We start from the raw sequence: 16,954 nt of genomic DNA, 5'->3' as shown, positions 1-16,954 counted from the left end.
GCAATCATTCTGCACTTTTGGGAATAGTATTGTAGACAGCCATCATTGTAGACAGTGTTATACAGTCTATTCATCTATAATCATGGCTGTAAAATGATCTATCTTTTAAACTATTAACTTACTGCATTAAATAACCAACTTGAATATGAAGTTGCCTTTCTAAAGCAAGACCATCATCATAAGCAAACTCTTCTAATTTCAAGCCATAGATTTGTCCATTTTGTACAGCAGGCAATTGACTCCACATTGGATGTTGTTGCATCATCGATTCCATATTTTCTAACCACTGAGCTGGTGCTACTACAAACATATGATCTGCTGTATAATGTGGCAATAGATGCTCTTCGATAAATTTGAATCCACCTGCTTCAAATACTTCATGACGAATCGGATACGGCGGATGTAACTTGAGCGATCGATACAGATTATATCCTGCACGTGTACCTTCTCCCCAGATTGCAATCTGATGGTCGCCTCGAATTTCATATAGACCTACTGTCTGCTCTGTAATATGTTCCAATGCTAACTCATGTCTGGCTGTTTCGATTTGATACTGATAACGTTTTATCCATTCTTGCGCTTGCACCTGACGATTTAAGACTTGCCCTAAATAAAGCAATTCATCAATATGATTTCTTCTTCCCCATTCAACGATAAATAAAGGCGCAATCTCTCTTAATTGTGCATACAACTGAGGATGCTCCAACACACAATCCGCTACAATAATAAGATCAGGTTTCGTCTCTTCGGTAATCGTGGCAGGCAACTCAAATTTCCATTCACTTGGCGGTTGATTATCCCCTTTGTTAATATGCCAGATCGGGACTGACGATAATTCTTCTTCTATTAACATCGAGTATTGATTGATCTCTAGCGCCGTGACTACTGGCGTTATTCCTAATGCTAACAATGTTCCTGCAAATGGAAATGAAGCTACACGAGTTGTTCCTTTACGCGCTCGAAATGTACCGGGTGTCATCCCTGTAAATGAACGGAACTTTTTACTTAAATAAATACCATCACTATATCCGATCTGCTCGGCGATATGATGCAAAGTATGATCTGTGCATAACAATTGCTCTTTGGCTTTGTTCATACGCCAGATCGCTAGATAATCAGAAAAAGTGTATCCGATCTCTTTTTTGAATACTTCGGAAAAGTAATGCGGATGTAATCGGGTCTGTGCTGCTACATTTTCACGAGTCAGTAGCTGTTCTGATGCATATCTAATATAACTAGCTACCTGTTGCATCGAACGATTTAAGCATTTGTGATGACGATAATCATTCAAACTGCTGAGAAGTTGTAACAATTCATGCAAGATCACATGAGTATGATCAATATCTTGATTCATATATTGAGCGATCTCCTGAATCAACGTAAACAAACGTTCATCCTGAGGATGTACAATCGCTCCATGTTCAGGCAGACTTTCATAACTTAATTCATAACTCATCCGATCGGTATAATCATTCATTAATTCATAACGCTCACAAGTGATGATATGTAAAAAGCCAACTTCACTATAGGAAAGTTGTAGTTCAACATTTGGATGGATGACTAACAAATCACCAGCTTGCAAATACCATGTTTCAGGTTGATCCTTAGATGGAGTATCTACAGTTGCAATAGCTCTAACCGTCAATGTGCCTTTTTCGACAGCAATAATCGTAAAATATTCTGCATATAATGGAGTCATAAATACAGCACGTTTATTCATAACAGCATGCGTAGGAGTAAGATGAAAAGAGTAGATTGATTTGCATATATCTAATATCGGATGTATGGCTGGCTGAATCATAAAAGAATGATCACGCTGGCTACTCTGGTAAATATCCATACTGCAAACCTCCTCTGTAAATGATACCTTTTATCATTTATCTGTTAGCATTATATAATGTGAGAGAACTGTTTGTATAATTTCGGTGATCTTAATTAGGAATAAAAAGCCTGCTGCTTTTTAGGGATTAAGTAAAGTCTAATCCATAAAAGCAACAGGCGGTTAACAAATATTTAACTATTTAGAAATTACTTTCTTTTTCCAGCAGTATAAAAGTTCGGTAAAGGCACTTTGGACCAATCGATATCTGAAGCAAAATAAAAGTCTGTATACGTTGGTTGATTGTAAGTTGTATTCTGACGAGCGACTCCTGTACGGTACTGTGTATTATGCAGAAGGGTATACAATTTATGAGTAGTCACTTCTGTACTAAGGTAAATACGGATCGCAGAACTGTCTGTCGTACGCACCAGCATTTCTTCGCGCCAGTCACCAAAAATATCCGCTACCAGTGAAGGAGTTCCTTTGGTATCGTTATTGGTTAGCGTTCCGGTTGCTGTAAGCACTGTTCCTTTGCGCCAATCTTGAATCGTAGGGGTCACTTCACGAGCACCATCAATAATCTGTGTCGTCATATCCGCGCCCCATTTGATATTCATATTAGTTCCCGGAATCTTCGTACCGATCAATTGACCATCGGCTGTACGCAGATCCATCGACCATGCTTCTAATCCCGGACGAGATGGATCAATATCTCCGATCATGCCGCGTCCAGTGTCTTTCCCACTATAAGCACCGAAAATCACTTTGCCTGTTCTAGCATCACGCATACTATAGCCGTAAGGTGCATAGGTACCGCCTTCATGTACCATATAGATTTCCATACCCGGACGGTTCGGATCGATATCAGTGACATGCATGGCATCTCCATGTCCCAACCTTGCTATCACACCCGGTGTAGCACTGTTTGCAGGCATGATATCCATCGAACTGTACAACAGGCTACCGTCATCATCTATCGTCGCTGATCCATATACAATCTCATCTCGTCCATCTCCATCCACATCTGCCATCGTGAGTGAATGAGCACCTTGTGTAGTGAGTGTACCCAGTTCTGGATCTGTTCCATTTACACCATGAGGCCCATCGTTAAATGGATTGCTCATCGGTGTCCATCCACTATCGGCATTCCATACTTTTTGCAAATGACGTCCATCCCAATTGTAGGATACCAGTACAGAACGTGTATAATACCCGCGTGCAAATACGGCCGATGGTGTTTTCCCATTTAAATAAGCGACGCCTGCTAGAAAACGATCTACCCGATTGCCCGGCTCAATTCGTGACATTGCATAGTCGCCCCACATTAGACCATCATCATGACGATCAGGTTCATAAGCGATCGTTTCTAATTCTTTACCCGATTCGCCTTCAAATACAGACAAATATTCCGGGCCATCTAAAATAAATCCTTCAAAAGTACGCAGATCATTACGCGCACTACGAGCCGGCGCATAGACATCCATAAAGTAATCGGTCAACGCTTCAGCATCTACACGAGACAAAGGATAGTTATATTTCGGTGCAATTCCAAAACATTCTTCTAATGTCTGAGGCCAGTGACCATTTTTTACTTCTTCTTGATCACGCCATCCTTGAAACATGTTCACTACATGATCATAGTAATCGCTACTGCTTAGTCGGTAATCGTCTGTATTCGCATATCCTGCTTTTTTATCAGCTTTGGGTAGAGTGATGTATTTTTCAGAAGAAATTTTACCGCGTGAATTATAACGAGTGATCTTGGTGCCTGGAGCGGTTTTGAACATCATTTCAGCTTTGCCATCTCCATCAAAATCGTACACCATAAATTGAGTATAATGCGCACCTGAACGGATATTCACCCCTAGATCAATACGGTACAATAATCGTCCATCGAGTTGGTACGCATCTATATAAGTATTGCCTGTGTATCCTTTTTGGGAGACATCTTTGGAATTGGAAGGGCTCCATTTAACAAAGTATTCATATGCTCCATCGCCATCAACATCGCCTACACTCATATCATTCGCTGAATACGTATACGCTTCACCCGCAGGTGTCACTCCATCAGTCGGCTTTTGTAAAGGAAGATCGTAATAGGTATCATTCCAGACCGTTGCAGGAGCACTAAGTTTCTTTTTATCTGGTTTGCGGAGATCGTTTAAATTGTAATCAGTATTATACGTAGTTAACTTGGATTCTTCACTGCCTGTGGTTGAAAATGATTGAGTGTCATAGGCAGATTCAGTCACTGTAGTTGATGAATCTATTGTACGGGGCTTTTTCGGTTTGATCGGTGCTACTGTATATTTAGCTGTGGTTGTTCCTTGCCGATCCAGATAGTTAGTACTATCGGTGACTACGGTTAGAAATGTACCATTACGATATACAGCAAAATCAGTACCTGTGAGTCCTGTCTGCGAATAACCGCTAGCTTCATCTCCAAGCAAACGCCAACTTAAAAAAATACCATCTGCTGTTTTGGCTGCTACTAGACCTCGATCCAGATACTCTAGTTGTACTCCCTTATTTCCTTTACCTTTGGATGCTGTCATCATCTCATTCGAATCAGCCGCAAATAATCCACTGGTCGGTAACACTAATATAATGCCTAACGTCGCAGCCACAATTTTAGTCGTTAGCGAATATTGCTTTTCTTTCATACCCCTTCACCATCCTTATTATTTTGGTAACGCTTACAAATATGAATAAGTGAATATTGCTGTGCAGATAATACTCTACAAACTGTACGTTACATTCCTCCTTTTCTAGGATAGAAGCTCACTTTTGCTTTCTTTATCCATCCTCTGTGGTAGCTCTTTTATTATAAATTTGTGATGTTCTCAAAGGTGTACACAAATCAGAGTCATCTGTTTAAATAACAGTGCCTTTCAATTCCTATATCTTTTGAGTCTTATCTACTTACTTTATTGAATTCAGCGCCTGATTACCCTTTCAAATTATTATATGTTATATTACCTAACATATATTTTATAATATTGCATAAATTAAACCCTCTAAATTATATTTTTGCACAAATAGATAGAATACATATCGTCAAAACAGAGAACTAAAAGATATTATTACGTTACATTCTTTATTCGTTAACGTGTGATGTTAAATTATATTCAAAAAGGGGCGAATCAAATGGACATCAAACCAACCGGGGGTAAAATTTGGTCTTTGGGATTACAGCATGTACTGGCTATGTATGCAGGAGCTATTTTAGTACCATTATTAGTTGGACGGGCGCTTAATCTTACCGCAGAGCAATTGTCTTATCTAGTAGCGATTGATCTACTCACCTGTGGGATAGCGACTATGTTACAAGCCTGGAAAAACAAATATCTAGGTATTGGTCTACCGGTTATGCTAGGAAGTTCTTTTGTCGCTATTACTCCTATGATCGGGATCGGTAATCAATATGGACTGAATGCGATCTATGGTGCTATTATAGCTGCTGGATTGTTTGTCTTTTTATTCGCTGGCTTTTTTGGTAAAATCATTCGCTTGTTCCCTCCTGTAGTGACAGGTACTGTGGTTACGGTTATCGGTCTTTCACTTATTCCGACAGGGATTCGTAATATGGCTGGTGGTGCAAATAGCCCTGAATTTGGTAGCCTCACGAATTTCCTCCTTTCCTTTGGTGTACTGGCATTGATCTTGATCATCAATCGCTTTTTTACTGGATTTATGCGCTCGTTGTCTGTATTGATAGGTATTGTTGCTGGAACGGTTGTTGCTTTTATGATCGGTAAAGTTAATTTTTCCAGTGTAAGCGAAGCGTCATGGTTCCATCTTCCTCAGTTATTTATGTTCGGTATGCCTGAATTTAAGATTGCTCCAATTTTAACTATGATTATTGTATGTATGGTGATCGTGGTTGAATCTACAGGTGTATTTCTAGCATTAGGTAAAGTATGTGATCAGAAATTAACACCACAAGATATGACACGCGGTTATCGGACAGAAGGATTAGCGATTGTTCTTGGCGGTATGTTCAATGCTTTTCCATACAATACATTCGCTCAAAATGTGGGGCTGGTCGAACTGTCCCGCGTCAAAACACGTAATGTGATCGTTGCGGCGGCAAGTATTCTGATTGTACTTGGACTGGTTCCCAAAATCGCTGCACTGGCTACGGTTATTCCTGCCGCTGTTCTAGGAGGTGCTACTGTCGTGTTGTTCGGTATGGTCGTCGCTTCAGGAATTCGGATGCTGACTGAAGTAGACTTCAAAGAACAACGCAACTTGCTAGTTGTCGCTTGCTCGATCTCACTTGGTATTGGCGCAACAGTTGTCCCTGAACTTTTCGCAGGCTTGCCTTCAGCATTACGCATTATTGTCAGTGACGGTACGATCACAGGTAGTTTATCCGCTATTCTATTAAATGTATTTTTCAACTTACCTCTCAAATGGAAACGTCCTGCGACTATTCCTGCGCAAGTTGAACCGATCAAACAACATGGATAGATAGCCAATTCTACGATAGACATAAACATTACCGGATAAGTCTTTCTTGTCTATTGTATGTACTGATACGAGAAATACCGATTCATATACTGACATCCAACCTATCCAAAAGCTACTTTTTTGTGAGTATTCTTTCTCATAAAAAGTAGCTTTTTGGGTATATAACGATAGAGACTATACTGAAATACAAGACACAACTCTCGATTGACGGTTATAATAGAGTCATACTGTGTACACCAAAAATAGATAACAACGATAGGAGCTACCCATGTCTAATCAAAGTATTATCTTTTTCGACATTGATGGAACGTTATTGGATTTTGATAAAAAATTACCAGAAAGCACTAAAAAAGCTGTATTCGAGCTCAAAGCACGTGGTCATGAAGTGGCTATTGCTACCGGTCGTGCTCCTTTTATGTTTGATGATATTCGCAAAGAACTTGAAATTGATACGTATGTTAGTTACAACGGTCAATATGTTGTTTTGCGTGGCGAAGTGATCTATACCAATCCACTGAACAAAGACGCCTTACTTCAATTGACTCAGACAGCGCTAGAGCAAAATAATCCGCTTGTCTATATGGATGCTGAAGATATGAGAGCTAGCGTGCCGGAAGAAGACGAAATGATCACAACCAGTATTCACACTTTAAAAGTAAGTAAATTCCCGACCTATGATCCGTTATATCATCAAGGTAGAGAGATTTACCAGTGTCTACTATTCTGTATAGGAGATGCGGAGAAAAAGTATGAGCAAGACTTCAAATCATTCGATTTTATCCGCTGGCATCCAATGTCTGTCGATGTTCTTCCAGCAGGTGGTTCCAAAGCACATGGTATAGCCAAAATCACCGAAAAATTAGGGTTCCCGCAAGAAAGACAATATGCGTTCGGCGATGGACTGAACGATGTTGAAATGCTCAAACAAATCTATAACAGTGTCGCTATGGGTAATGCTGAACCTGAAGCCAAAGCAGTCGCTCGCCATATTACCAAATCTGTCGATGAAAATGGTATTTTACATGGACTACAAATGGTAGGATTGTTAGACTAAGCCACTGATATTTTATATCCACTATCTTCATTTCTTCCCCTTATTCTCCGATATTTTAAAAGGATGTAGATTCTGCATCTTTTTATGATATCTAGAGAAAAAGGGGATTTTTCACAATGAACAAAAAATGGTTACGTGTATGGATCTGGATGATGGTGTTTGCTATCGTCATACCGGCTCAGACGATTCATGCTGTCAATGTAAAAGGAAGTACATATCAAAGCGTTTCTTTATTTGTAAATGGTAAATTCCAGATCACTCAGCAATACACCCAGTTCGTGAATAACAACAAACTATATATTCCTATCAAAATCATGGATCGGATTCCAGGTATCACAATTCAATATGGTAGTCCACTTACGATTACAGGTAACAAAGGTAGTATTACAGTCAACGATTCCAATTCATTTGCTTATGCCGGGGTTACTTATGTGATGTACAAATCGTTATTAGCGATTACTGATTTGGATGGCAAATATGCGTCCAGTGCTCAAGTATTATTTCTATGGAGCGATGATGAAGGCAAGCGTGCATCCAGTGAGATTTTAACAAATATTAGTCAATTGCCTGCGAATTTCGGTTACTTTGTCGGTGAGAAAATATATCCGTTTTATTATCCGGGAGCCTATTGGATTACCGATATAAGTTATGCTTCTTCCAGCTTGTATATAACGATTCAAAATAAATCAGGTGATACGTATGAGTTCAATAGTCCAGTATCTGATTTGGACTTTCTGTTAGATAGCGAGCTGACATCATTTAATCAGAACTGGCATGGCAAATATGTCTGGTTCGACAATCGTGCGTATAATGGAAGCGGTCTTAACCATCTGGAAAAGTTAACATTTATCGCTGTGCAAGTAAATGACCAAAATGATGCTTTTGTGACGTTACAAAAATCCAATGGCAAGCAAGTCGGGATCAAACTCAATCGACAATATGATGTTGGTATGATGCTAAGTGATATTTTATGGTCCAAAAATCCACGTACTTTATACAATTGGAGCAATAGCGTCTGGACAGCCATCAGTAAAAATAAATTATTAAATAATATGACCCGTGAACAAGTGATATTATCCTGGGGCGAACCTTCTGATAAGAATACGTATCAATCGTCTTCGTTAACGTATGAACAATGGATCTATTCTGGTGCTTATCTGTATTTCTGGAACGGCCGCCTCAATTCAGCGCAAAGTCGATAATACAAAACCAACTACAACAAAAAGAGCTATCGCAGTGATAGCTCTTTTTTGCATAAAATATAATCTATTCATACTTATTCAAATCGTTTACGGTGTTGTTCCCCATACCAATGTGCCTTTATTGTAGATACTTGCTTTATTCCAATCGGTTAGCGCTGTCTGATTAGCTCCATAAGAGTAATCGTTAGCTTCATTGTAATTACTCCAATCGGCTGGATGAATACGAGCTTGAATATCTCCGCTTTGACCTCCGGCTGGAATCGAACCGGCTCCACTACCAAAACTCAATTCAACATAGCGATTCGCTGTTGTTTTGGATGTTGTCGGTGTACCAAATGCACCGCTAATATTCGTTCCACCTACACTCGCCCAGTCGATAAAAAATTGTTGCTTTTGCTGACTCTCATCACTGTAATAGTAACGAATTTTGAGATCACTTAGATTGACCGCTGTACTACCGTTATTTTTGATATTAAAAACAGGTCGAATCGCATTATCGGTCGGATTGCTATCGCCGTTACGATATTGCAATACCAACTTCCCTTTAGGATCGATTGGTGTGGTTGTACCTGTATCGCCACCTCCTGTAGTCGGAGGAGATGTATCGGTATCACCGCCTGTCGTTGGAGGTGTTGTTGTATCTGGATCTGCTGTACTGGTAGTTGCTCCAAGACGAGTCTCATCACGTACAAATTTGCCTGAAGCTGTTAAGTTATTGACTGTCCATCCACCTGTTGAACTTGCTCCTGACTGAAGAGCGGCTGATGCTTCGTTTTTATCTGCAAGTGACCAGTTCGCCCAACTAATTTTGCGATTAGCTAAGAAGTTAGTCCATACTTTCGATTCACTCAGGAATGGCCCTCCATTACCAGATGCATCGCTTGTACCCCATTCTGTTACAAATACAGGTGCTTTTTTGCTTAACGCATAATCGATGCGATCACGTAAAAATTGTCCGTGTGTTCCTGCATAGAAATGCACAGCATACATTGTATTTTTATCAGGTAACTGGTTATCTGCTGCATCGTGTACATCCTGACTCCATGTTCCTGTTCCGACGATAATAATATTGTCTGGATCTTTGGCACGAATCACTTGAGTCACTTCTTGCGCATACGGACGAATCTGTCCATTCCATGTGACTCCACCATTAGGCTCATTGGCTAACTCATAAATAACGTTTGGTGAATCTTTGTACAAGCCAGCCATTTCGCTAAAAAAGGCTTTCGATTGCGTTTTGTAAATATTCGGATCATTATCTGAAAGTATATGCCAATCGATAATCACATAGACACCCAAATCCTGCGCCGCTGCGACCGCTTCTTTCACTTTGTTTTTCAGTGAAGGATTTGAAATATATCCATTCTCTGCGGTATACATCGCTACCCGGAATACAGTAATGCCCCAATCATCTCGTAACCATTTCATCGTATCTTTATTCACATAGTTACCATACCACTGAATGCCATGAGAACTCATACCTTTTAATTGGACAGGGGTACCATTCTTATCCACCAATTGTCCGTTAGCGATCGATAATTGTCCGTGCTTCTGCACTGGTGTTGTAGCTGCATTTGCTTGTGGTACCCAGACAGAAGTGGTTAGCGATAATGTCAATACAGCCGTTAACACAGAAGCACTCCACTTCTTCAACATCGTTTTTTTCATTAATTATCAGCTCACTTTCTTAATTAATGTAAAATTATGTTATTTTAGGACACTCACCTAATATAGAGTAACTTTTGCAAGAAATATAGTTTTTTGTGTAAAAATGACTAATTAATACCATACTATAGGTGATAGTATGTATTACCTTATGTTAGGTATATGAATCTTATTTAGCGCGATTTTCCTTATTTTTATATCGTACCGGTAACGATTGACATATTAGAAAAAAAGCCAGCATAGTTACGGCAATTGTCCGCATCTATACTGGCTTTATCATTTTTATATTTCGTTTATTAGGAATTGATCGTTCCCTCGGTAGGTGCCAATTCAGTCTGTTCGATCTGCATATTCGATTCTTTGGCATACAATACATAAGTAATCAGACTGAATAAAGCAACAATCGCCATCATCCATTGAACATAAGAAGGAGATAACGTATCTAGCATACGCCCTGCTACAACAGAGAACAATCCTCCACCAATCGCACAACCAGCCATAACGATACTGGTATTACGAGCAATATTTTTGGGCATTAGTTTTTTCATATAGACCAGTGTGACTACGTATAGACCTGATAACATCAGACCTAACAATACGATCAAAATATAACTTATTACCGGATTTAGATTCAGTGCAAATAAAGACAGCAATACGATCATACTGATCCAATGAATAAATAAATAGCGACGATAACCGATACGTTCTGCTTCATAACCAGCAAACATCCGTCCGACAATCATAGCCGCCCAGAATACTGTAACACTGATCGGCGCTGTGTCTGCATCTGCCATTCCTGTCTCTAACATCAGCGATGGCAAATAATTCACTAACCCGATATCGGTTGCTCCGTATAAGAAAAATAGAAAAACAAACGATGGTAATAACAGACTGCCACCGACCCATAATCGCTTGAGACGAGCAGAAGGATGATTGGTTGCCGCCGCTGCCACTACAGCACCTACAGGCCCAGAAGAAGCTGCTGTTGCTGGAACGACATGAGGTAGATCGGTCAAATGATGTGGCAAAAATAACGCTTCTACACCTTCAAATCGGCTAAATCGTACGAATAAAGATAAAAAGATACAATACACAGCGATTCCAAGCAACGCATAATTCCACAATCCTGAGCGCACTAGCATACCGATCGCTAATGGGAATAATAGTGAACCTACACCAAATGCAATCTCTAAGCGACTCATAGCAATCGCGGCATTGGATTGTAATCCTTCCAAAATAACAGCCGCAATAACCGATTCAATAATACCGCCCAGAAATCCTGCAATAGCGATACCGACAATTAAGATCGACCATGGTGGTAAAAAGGCGATCAAAATATAACAAATAGCTACACCGATCGCGCCTATATGTAACATTGTTTTTTTCGATATTCGATTCGCTAACCACGGTTGAATCAACATCCCGATAATCGATGCTCCAAATTCTATAAAAATCAGTGCTCCAGCATCTGTATAATCCCGATCATACAATGGCAATAATACGGTAACAATCGCTGCCACCGTCACTTTGATAGCACCCATTAATAAATAAAATAAACTTCCCATCCAAATCAAACGTTTCAAGACTGCCTTCCCTCCTTTATAAGTCTGGTTATACTGACCCAGATACAACGCTAACTGCATGAATTATACTTCTTCTTTTGCACAGATGCATTAGATTTTCACTATTTTTTAAATTTTCATGAAAAGCATTGTTATTTACTATTTTCTTACATTTATAGACAATACAAAAGTCATCTGCATGCTTAGTGTTACAGCATTAGCAGATGACTTGTATACATTTTTCAATATAGCAAAGATTAGATTAATGCATTACTCTTCGTCTATTCTTACATCAAGCACATGTTCAGCTAGATCGACATAATTGTTATCAAGCTCTACTTTCACTTTGCCTTGTCTACGCTTTTCGCGCCATGAGGCTAGATCTGCTTCCGATTCTAATCGTAATTCAGCTAATTCTTCTGCACGATCAAACATATATTTACTTGTATATAACAATGTATAGATACCCTGACCTGCTAGTAAAATAGGACTTGTCCGTTCTTCCCAACGTGTCACTGTGAATTTCACATATAAAAGATTCGCTTTCTGCGGATCAGCAGGAATCTCAGTAATATCAGATCGCTTGACGATATCCCATCTGTCTACTTTGCCATAATAGCTTATACCCGTTCTACCGAGGGATTCAAACTTTCGTCTGGATTCACACATTGCTACATACTCTATCTGCGTAATCACCTGTGTATCCACAAAGTTAGCCAGTGGCACATGGTAGAACTGTTCCGCCAGTGCAATCTGAATTTGCTCTGGTCCACGTACCGATCCCACCAGCATATTTTTGTCTAGCAATTTGTTCTGGTAATATGCTTTTGTTCCACGTGGTGCTGTAGAACGTTCGTAGGCTTTTTCGGGACTATCTTGAATCAATTCGTCTAGAAATTGCTCTACGAGCGTAGTGGCATTCGGCAAAAAAGGTAACGCTCCTACATTTAACTTACGAATACTACGGTAAAAGTGGTGTTCACGAAATTGCTCTTCATCTCCATACGGAAATAATACATACGCGCCAAACATACTGCGTTCATACTTCTCACCAGCAGACGAATGTACAATCGCATCCCGATAACGGTGCATTGTGTTAATATCTTCTTCCTGTGGCCCGGGATGTTGGTACGCAGAAGCATAAGGTGAACCTTCTACAGCGGCGTTCAACTTGTATTTGGCATCGAAAATAAAGCTGTATTCTTTTTTCTGTCCGGCATCTACTTTCATTAAAGAAAGCACATTATCCGGTCGCTGTGGCAACGTCGGAGTAAGTTCTTTGCTCGGCAGACTGTTATAATAAAGCACAAATGTCTCGTTATTACGCGGATTCAGATATTCCATACGAGATTGTTGCCCTCGACCTAATGTGACAAATAATCCGCTATGGTTGAGCCTGATCAGATTTTGCTTAATTAATGGATATTTACGACTCAGCAATTCATTTAATTTCAAAAAGCACCAGTATTCATAGATTTCTGCAATATCTTTCATCGAAAGCCGTAATAGATCACTCTGGATCGATAACCCTTTGAGGAGCAAAAGATAATAACGATACATTTCCCGATACCCTGGTGCCATCTGAAGAACCAGACTTGTACTCATTTGCCGTATCGGTGAAATCTGCTTTAGCCATTCTAACGATAATAACCGCTCTAACCGCGAGATCATCTGGCTAACACGCTTTACAAAAACAGGATCATACGCCCGACTACGAAAATTCTGCGGTCTGGTTAGCTGGTTATACTGTTCTTGTAATTGCTGTAACTTGCTCAATATGCGCTCTAACATCCAGCGTAGAAAACGGTTCTCCGCGGTATCATAAGAGATATGCTTGATCGTATCTAGTAAATGAGTCGGCTGGTAGCGTTCTGCTCCTATCGGTAACCATCCATGCACAGAGTCCTGTTCTAAATACTGCGGATGTCTGGCAAGATACGCATTGTTGCGATTACTTCCCCGCTTGACCCGTGAGGCAGGCTTACGTTCTAGGGATTTGTCCAGCTTATGATGAGGTTGCCGATTAATCCGTTCCATCGCAATCTCCATCTGTTGAAAAAGATGCGTAATCAATGCAAAAAATTCACTCAAACTCTGGTGCTGTGTATCTCGAATACGAACCGACTGATATGTCCGCTTGAGAAAATCAAACGATAAATTGTACACCTGCTCATTCACTTCACGTAGCAACTGGATATAATCTTGCTTGTAATCCAGCTTAGACGGGAAAATTTCCAGTTCGATCGTTATCAACCGCTGTCCTCCGCTATGCAATTCCAACTCTGTAAAGCCGACTTCATTTTTAAAATTCAAAATGCCAGATAAGACCTGCTCACCCTTAGGCGTAACCGCTTCACGAATCGCTAGATTATCATGATGAAATTGAACAGGCAACTGCATATCATCATACTTAATCAGCACAAATTCGTAGTTCTGTTGCTCGTAAAAACAAGGAAAAGACGGTGTAGTCCCGTCCCATCGAATTAATTGATTTGCAGTTGGTGAAAATACAGAGATATCGTCGATCGTCACCTCAGGCGCAAGTGAACGACAGATTAGATGGGCATTCACCCATTCGCCCTGATCGCGATGCAACTGCAATGTCTCCACTACCGGATGATACGGTTTGCCTTTGATATAGATCGTCCCGATACTACACTTCACTTCTAACAGCTCGGTACTCTGATTAAGAAATCCAGTAGGATGTGAATCCATCTTCATCTAACCTCACAATCATATCCGCCAGCTTATGTGCTGTCTGCGGATAGGTCGCCTGTGGCGGTGTATTTCCGCGATCCCATTGTGCCCAGAAGACATCATCATCTTCCATCGGTGACGGAATACGGACACTATCTTGTAAGCACAGACGTAACAGCTTCACCAATACACGCCGTACTCCAGACTGACTTCCTTGGATACGTGGCAAAATCTTCTGCATCATCTGTAGATCAAACGCTTCTGCTTCACTCATCAATCCAAAACGTTCATTATAGATCACATAAAAGCATACGGCATCTCGTATCCGAAACCCTACATGCGCATGAATATCTTCCAGTATCTCGTTCACGGTTACCAATCGCTCGGTAGTACGGGTGATCAAGTCTGCATAATGGTCATAAGCATCGATCAACTGCAAATAATCTGCGCGTAAAAAAGACTGCTCCACCGGTACAGCTTCGACCACCTGTTGGCTCTCCTCACGCAACTTCGGTAACTGCATCAGATCAATAGAGTTGAATTCAAGCGTATTCGCCCGATCGAGCACCTTTTTGCTAAAGGGATAGGTTGTCTCATCCATATTAACGGTTCCGATCAGATATACATTTTCCGGTATACCCAGATTCCCATATCGCTCTAGATCGCTTTCCAATTCTAACGTAGCTGCTGGGATCACCGGATCCGTGACAATATGTCTGCCCTGCCACGATTGAGTCTCCAATAGACTCAAAATATCGCTAAAATAATGTTCGACTCGTGCCAGATTCATTTCATCCAGACAGATAAAATAAGGCTTGTTCCGATTCTCTGGTTGAGATGCTTCAGCAATCACCGATGTGAGTGGGCCAGGCTTGAAGGTGCCAGACAAATCTTTGTACCCGATCAGATCTGTCGGATCACTCCAATCTGGACGTACAGGAATCAACCGAAATTGCCCGTTCAACGCAGTCGCCCCAACCGCTTCAGCGAACAAACGGATCAACCGCGTCTTCCCTGTGCCGGAGATGCCTGCGAGAATAACAAACGGGCGTGTTTTGAGCGAGAGGTAGAAGTTGTCGATTAAGTGGGCTGGGAAGTAGAATCCACGTTGGGTGATGTAGTCGCGGATATGATCCAATACTTCTTTGATCTCAGCATCATGGATAAGTACAATAGATTCTTCTTCGACTTCGTCCACTTCTTCCTCTTCTTCATCATTCAACTGACTTGCCCACTCTGTATTCGGTGTTGCATCTATACTTTGCACATAAGACAGATAAGTCTCTACTGCGTCCCATAGATCGTCTACCAATTGCTCATTATTAGGCATATCATTCAAATCATAACGAGTATAAGCAATCGTAGATGCCTGATAATCTTTGGCATACGTACTTTCACCCAAATCAATATTTCCTTCTAAATTCAATCGCGTTGGCGGTAACATAGCTCTGATTTCTTGTGCTTTTTGTTCAAATTGTTCATAGGCTTTTTTAGTCCCTAGACGGTTCTTCATATCGGTCACACCGTATTGCAATACAAGGTACACAGACTGCAAATCTTCTGCAAACAAATAAGCTACATATAATCCACGTTGGGTAGTATCAGTAATTTGACGGTGCATGATCGCAATCCATGGAATATACGCCCAATTTCCTTGCCCGAGCGAACCTTGTACGCGAAAATAAGTATGAATAAATTGCAGTGAACGGATATGTTCAGGAATTACATTTCGCATATATTGAGCTAAAGGATTACGCTTAAATGGTTCTCTACGCGCTTCTGGATAGTCCATCATAATCCGCATCAAATCATCTCGAATCGAGAAATCCGAAGGCGGTTGTGCATAGTATAATTCCAGTTCATCTATTGTAAATTGGTATAATTCATCTAAAACAGACTGATCCCATTGGTCGTACAGGTCTTTTTTAAAGCCAATTGTATATTGCTCACTAGGCACATGTAAGATGGAAGATAATGCTTTGATTGGCGTGTTCATCACATATTGAATCCGACTTAATTGCACATCTGCCCATCGCGTTGCTTTCACTTGAGAAGGTGGTTCATCTACACGCAGACTTTGTGCTTCTCGTTGTTGTAAGTAGGATAAGAAACGTTCCCTTACTTTAAGCATAGATACTTCATGAAGATTAGACTCTTTCATCTCGTCCAATAGAGATAACATGAGTATCATTTTATATGATTTTTGTTTGTGATTATAAATGGATTGTAATTCTAAAGGCAATGTCATAAGTATTCTCCCGTAAACGAATTAGATATTTTAATTATACTAAAGAAAGATAAATTCTCTAAATATTATGTATACATGCAATATGATAAGTTACTAATTCTTCTATATAAACAGATGTATAATATATAAACATGATTTAGGTATTAAAATGTTGACGATAGCTTATTTTTAAATTCACATAATCAATCCATATCACCTATGATCTAAATTAATTACATGATAAAATAACAC

Annotated in this window: 9 protein-coding genes; 3 read left to right on the top strand and 6 right to left on the bottom strand. The window is 40.2% G+C overall.

Annotated elements, in window-relative coordinates:
- Positions 1 to 118: 118 nt before the first annotated feature.
- Together QE450_RS01250 and QE450_RS01245 are read right to left on the bottom strand one after the other, a co-directional pair.
- The gene (locus QE450_RS01250) at positions 119 to 1,840 is read right to left on the bottom strand and encodes a helix-turn-helix domain-containing protein (protein ID WP_307296119.1); all 1,722 of its coding nucleotides are present in this window, start codon (positions 1,838 to 1,840) and stop codon (positions 119 to 121) included.
- A gap of 188 nt (positions 1,841 to 2,028) precedes the next feature.
- Complete coding sequence (locus tag QE450_RS01245; RefSeq protein WP_373462033.1) at positions 2,029 to 4,380, bottom strand: rhamnogalacturonan lyase; 2,352 nt, start codon at positions 4,378 to 4,380, stop codon at positions 2,029 to 2,031.
- 589 nt (positions 4,381 to 4,969) lie between these two features.
- Between QE450_RS01245 and QE450_RS01240 the strand changes: the two genes are divergently transcribed.
- From QE450_RS01240 to QE450_RS01230, 3 genes are all read left to right on the top strand, one after another.
- Complete coding sequence (locus tag QE450_RS01240) at positions 4,970 to 6,295, top strand: nucleobase:cation symporter-2 family protein (RefSeq protein WP_273615051.1); 1,326 nt, start codon at positions 4,970 to 4,972, stop codon at positions 6,293 to 6,295.
- 268 nt (positions 6,296 to 6,563) lie between these two features.
- Entirely contained in the window at positions 6,564 to 7,349 is a 786-nt protein-coding gene (locus QE450_RS01235) for a Cof-type HAD-IIB family hydrolase (protein ID WP_273615050.1), read from the top strand.
- A gap of 116 nt (positions 7,350 to 7,465) precedes the next feature.
- Positions 7,466 to 8,551 (top strand): hypothetical protein, encoded by a 1,086-nt coding sequence (locus QE450_RS01230; RefSeq protein WP_307296111.1) that lies wholly within the window; start codon positions 7,466 to 7,468, stop codon positions 8,549 to 8,551.
- A gap of 87 nt (positions 8,552 to 8,638) precedes the next feature.
- On the opposite strand, the gene QE450_RS01225 is transcribed toward QE450_RS01230, so the two are convergent.
- The 4 genes from QE450_RS01225 to QE450_RS01210 form a co-directional block, all read right to left on the bottom strand.
- Positions 8,639 to 10,219, bottom strand: coding sequence for a cellulase family glycosylhydrolase (locus QE450_RS01225; protein ID WP_307296108.1), 1,581 nt, complete (start codon positions 10,217 to 10,219; stop codon positions 8,639 to 8,641).
- A gap of 293 nt (positions 10,220 to 10,512) precedes the next feature.
- Positions 10,513 to 11,799 (bottom strand): MFS transporter, encoded by a 1,287-nt coding sequence (locus tag QE450_RS01220; protein WP_307296106.1) that lies wholly within the window; start codon positions 11,797 to 11,799, stop codon positions 10,513 to 10,515.
- A 249-nt stretch (positions 11,800 to 12,048) separates the two neighbouring features.
- Entirely contained in the window at positions 12,049 to 14,493 is a 2,445-nt protein-coding gene (locus tag QE450_RS01215; RefSeq protein ID WP_307296104.1) for a restriction endonuclease-like protein, read from the bottom strand.
- On the bottom strand, positions 14,465 to 16,723 hold the full coding sequence (locus QE450_RS01210) for an MrcB family domain-containing protein (protein WP_307296101.1): 2,259 nt from the start codon (positions 16,721 to 16,723) through the stop codon (positions 14,465 to 14,467). The genes QE450_RS01215 and QE450_RS01210 overlap by 29 nt, the downstream gene beginning before the upstream one ends.
- Between the last annotated feature and the right edge of the window lie 231 nt (positions 16,724 to 16,954).

Source organism: Paenibacillus sp. SORGH_AS_0306 (assembly GCF_030819345.1).
GTDB classification, from domain to species: domain Bacteria; phylum Bacillota; class Bacilli; order Paenibacillales; family Paenibacillaceae; genus Saccharibacillus; species Saccharibacillus kyungheensis.
This window is presented reverse-complemented; position numbering and strand designations above follow the sequence as displayed.

Excerpts from the sequence above, each read along its gene's own strand:
- QE450_RS01240 (WP_273615051.1), top strand. The coding sequence starts at position 4,970 with ATGGACATCAAACCAACCGGGGGTAAAATTTGGTCTTTGGGATTACAG.
- QE450_RS01230 (WP_307296111.1), top strand. The coding sequence starts at position 7,466 with ATGAACAAAAAATGGTTACGTGTATGGATCTGGATGATGGTGTTTGCT.
- QE450_RS01215 (WP_307296104.1), bottom strand. The coding sequence starts at position 14,493 with ATGGATTCACATCCTACTGGATTTCTTAATCAGAGTACCGAGCTGTTA.
- QE450_RS01245 (WP_373462033.1), bottom strand. The coding sequence starts at position 4,380 with ATGATGACAGCATCCAAAGGTAAAGGAAATAAGGGAGTACAACTAGAG.
- QE450_RS01225 (WP_307296108.1), bottom strand. The coding sequence starts at position 10,219 with ATGAAAAAAACGATGTTGAAGAAGTGGAGTGCTTCTGTGTTAACGGCT.
- QE450_RS01235 (WP_273615050.1), top strand. The coding sequence starts at position 6,564 with ATGTCTAATCAAAGTATTATCTTTTTCGACATTGATGGAACGTTATTG.
- QE450_RS01210 (WP_307296101.1), bottom strand. The coding sequence starts at position 16,723 with ATGACATTGCCTTTAGAATTACAATCCATTTATAATCACAAACAAAAA.
- QE450_RS01250 (WP_307296119.1), bottom strand. The coding sequence starts at position 1,840 with ATGGATATTTACCAGAGTAGCCAGCGTGATCATTCTTTTATGATTCAG.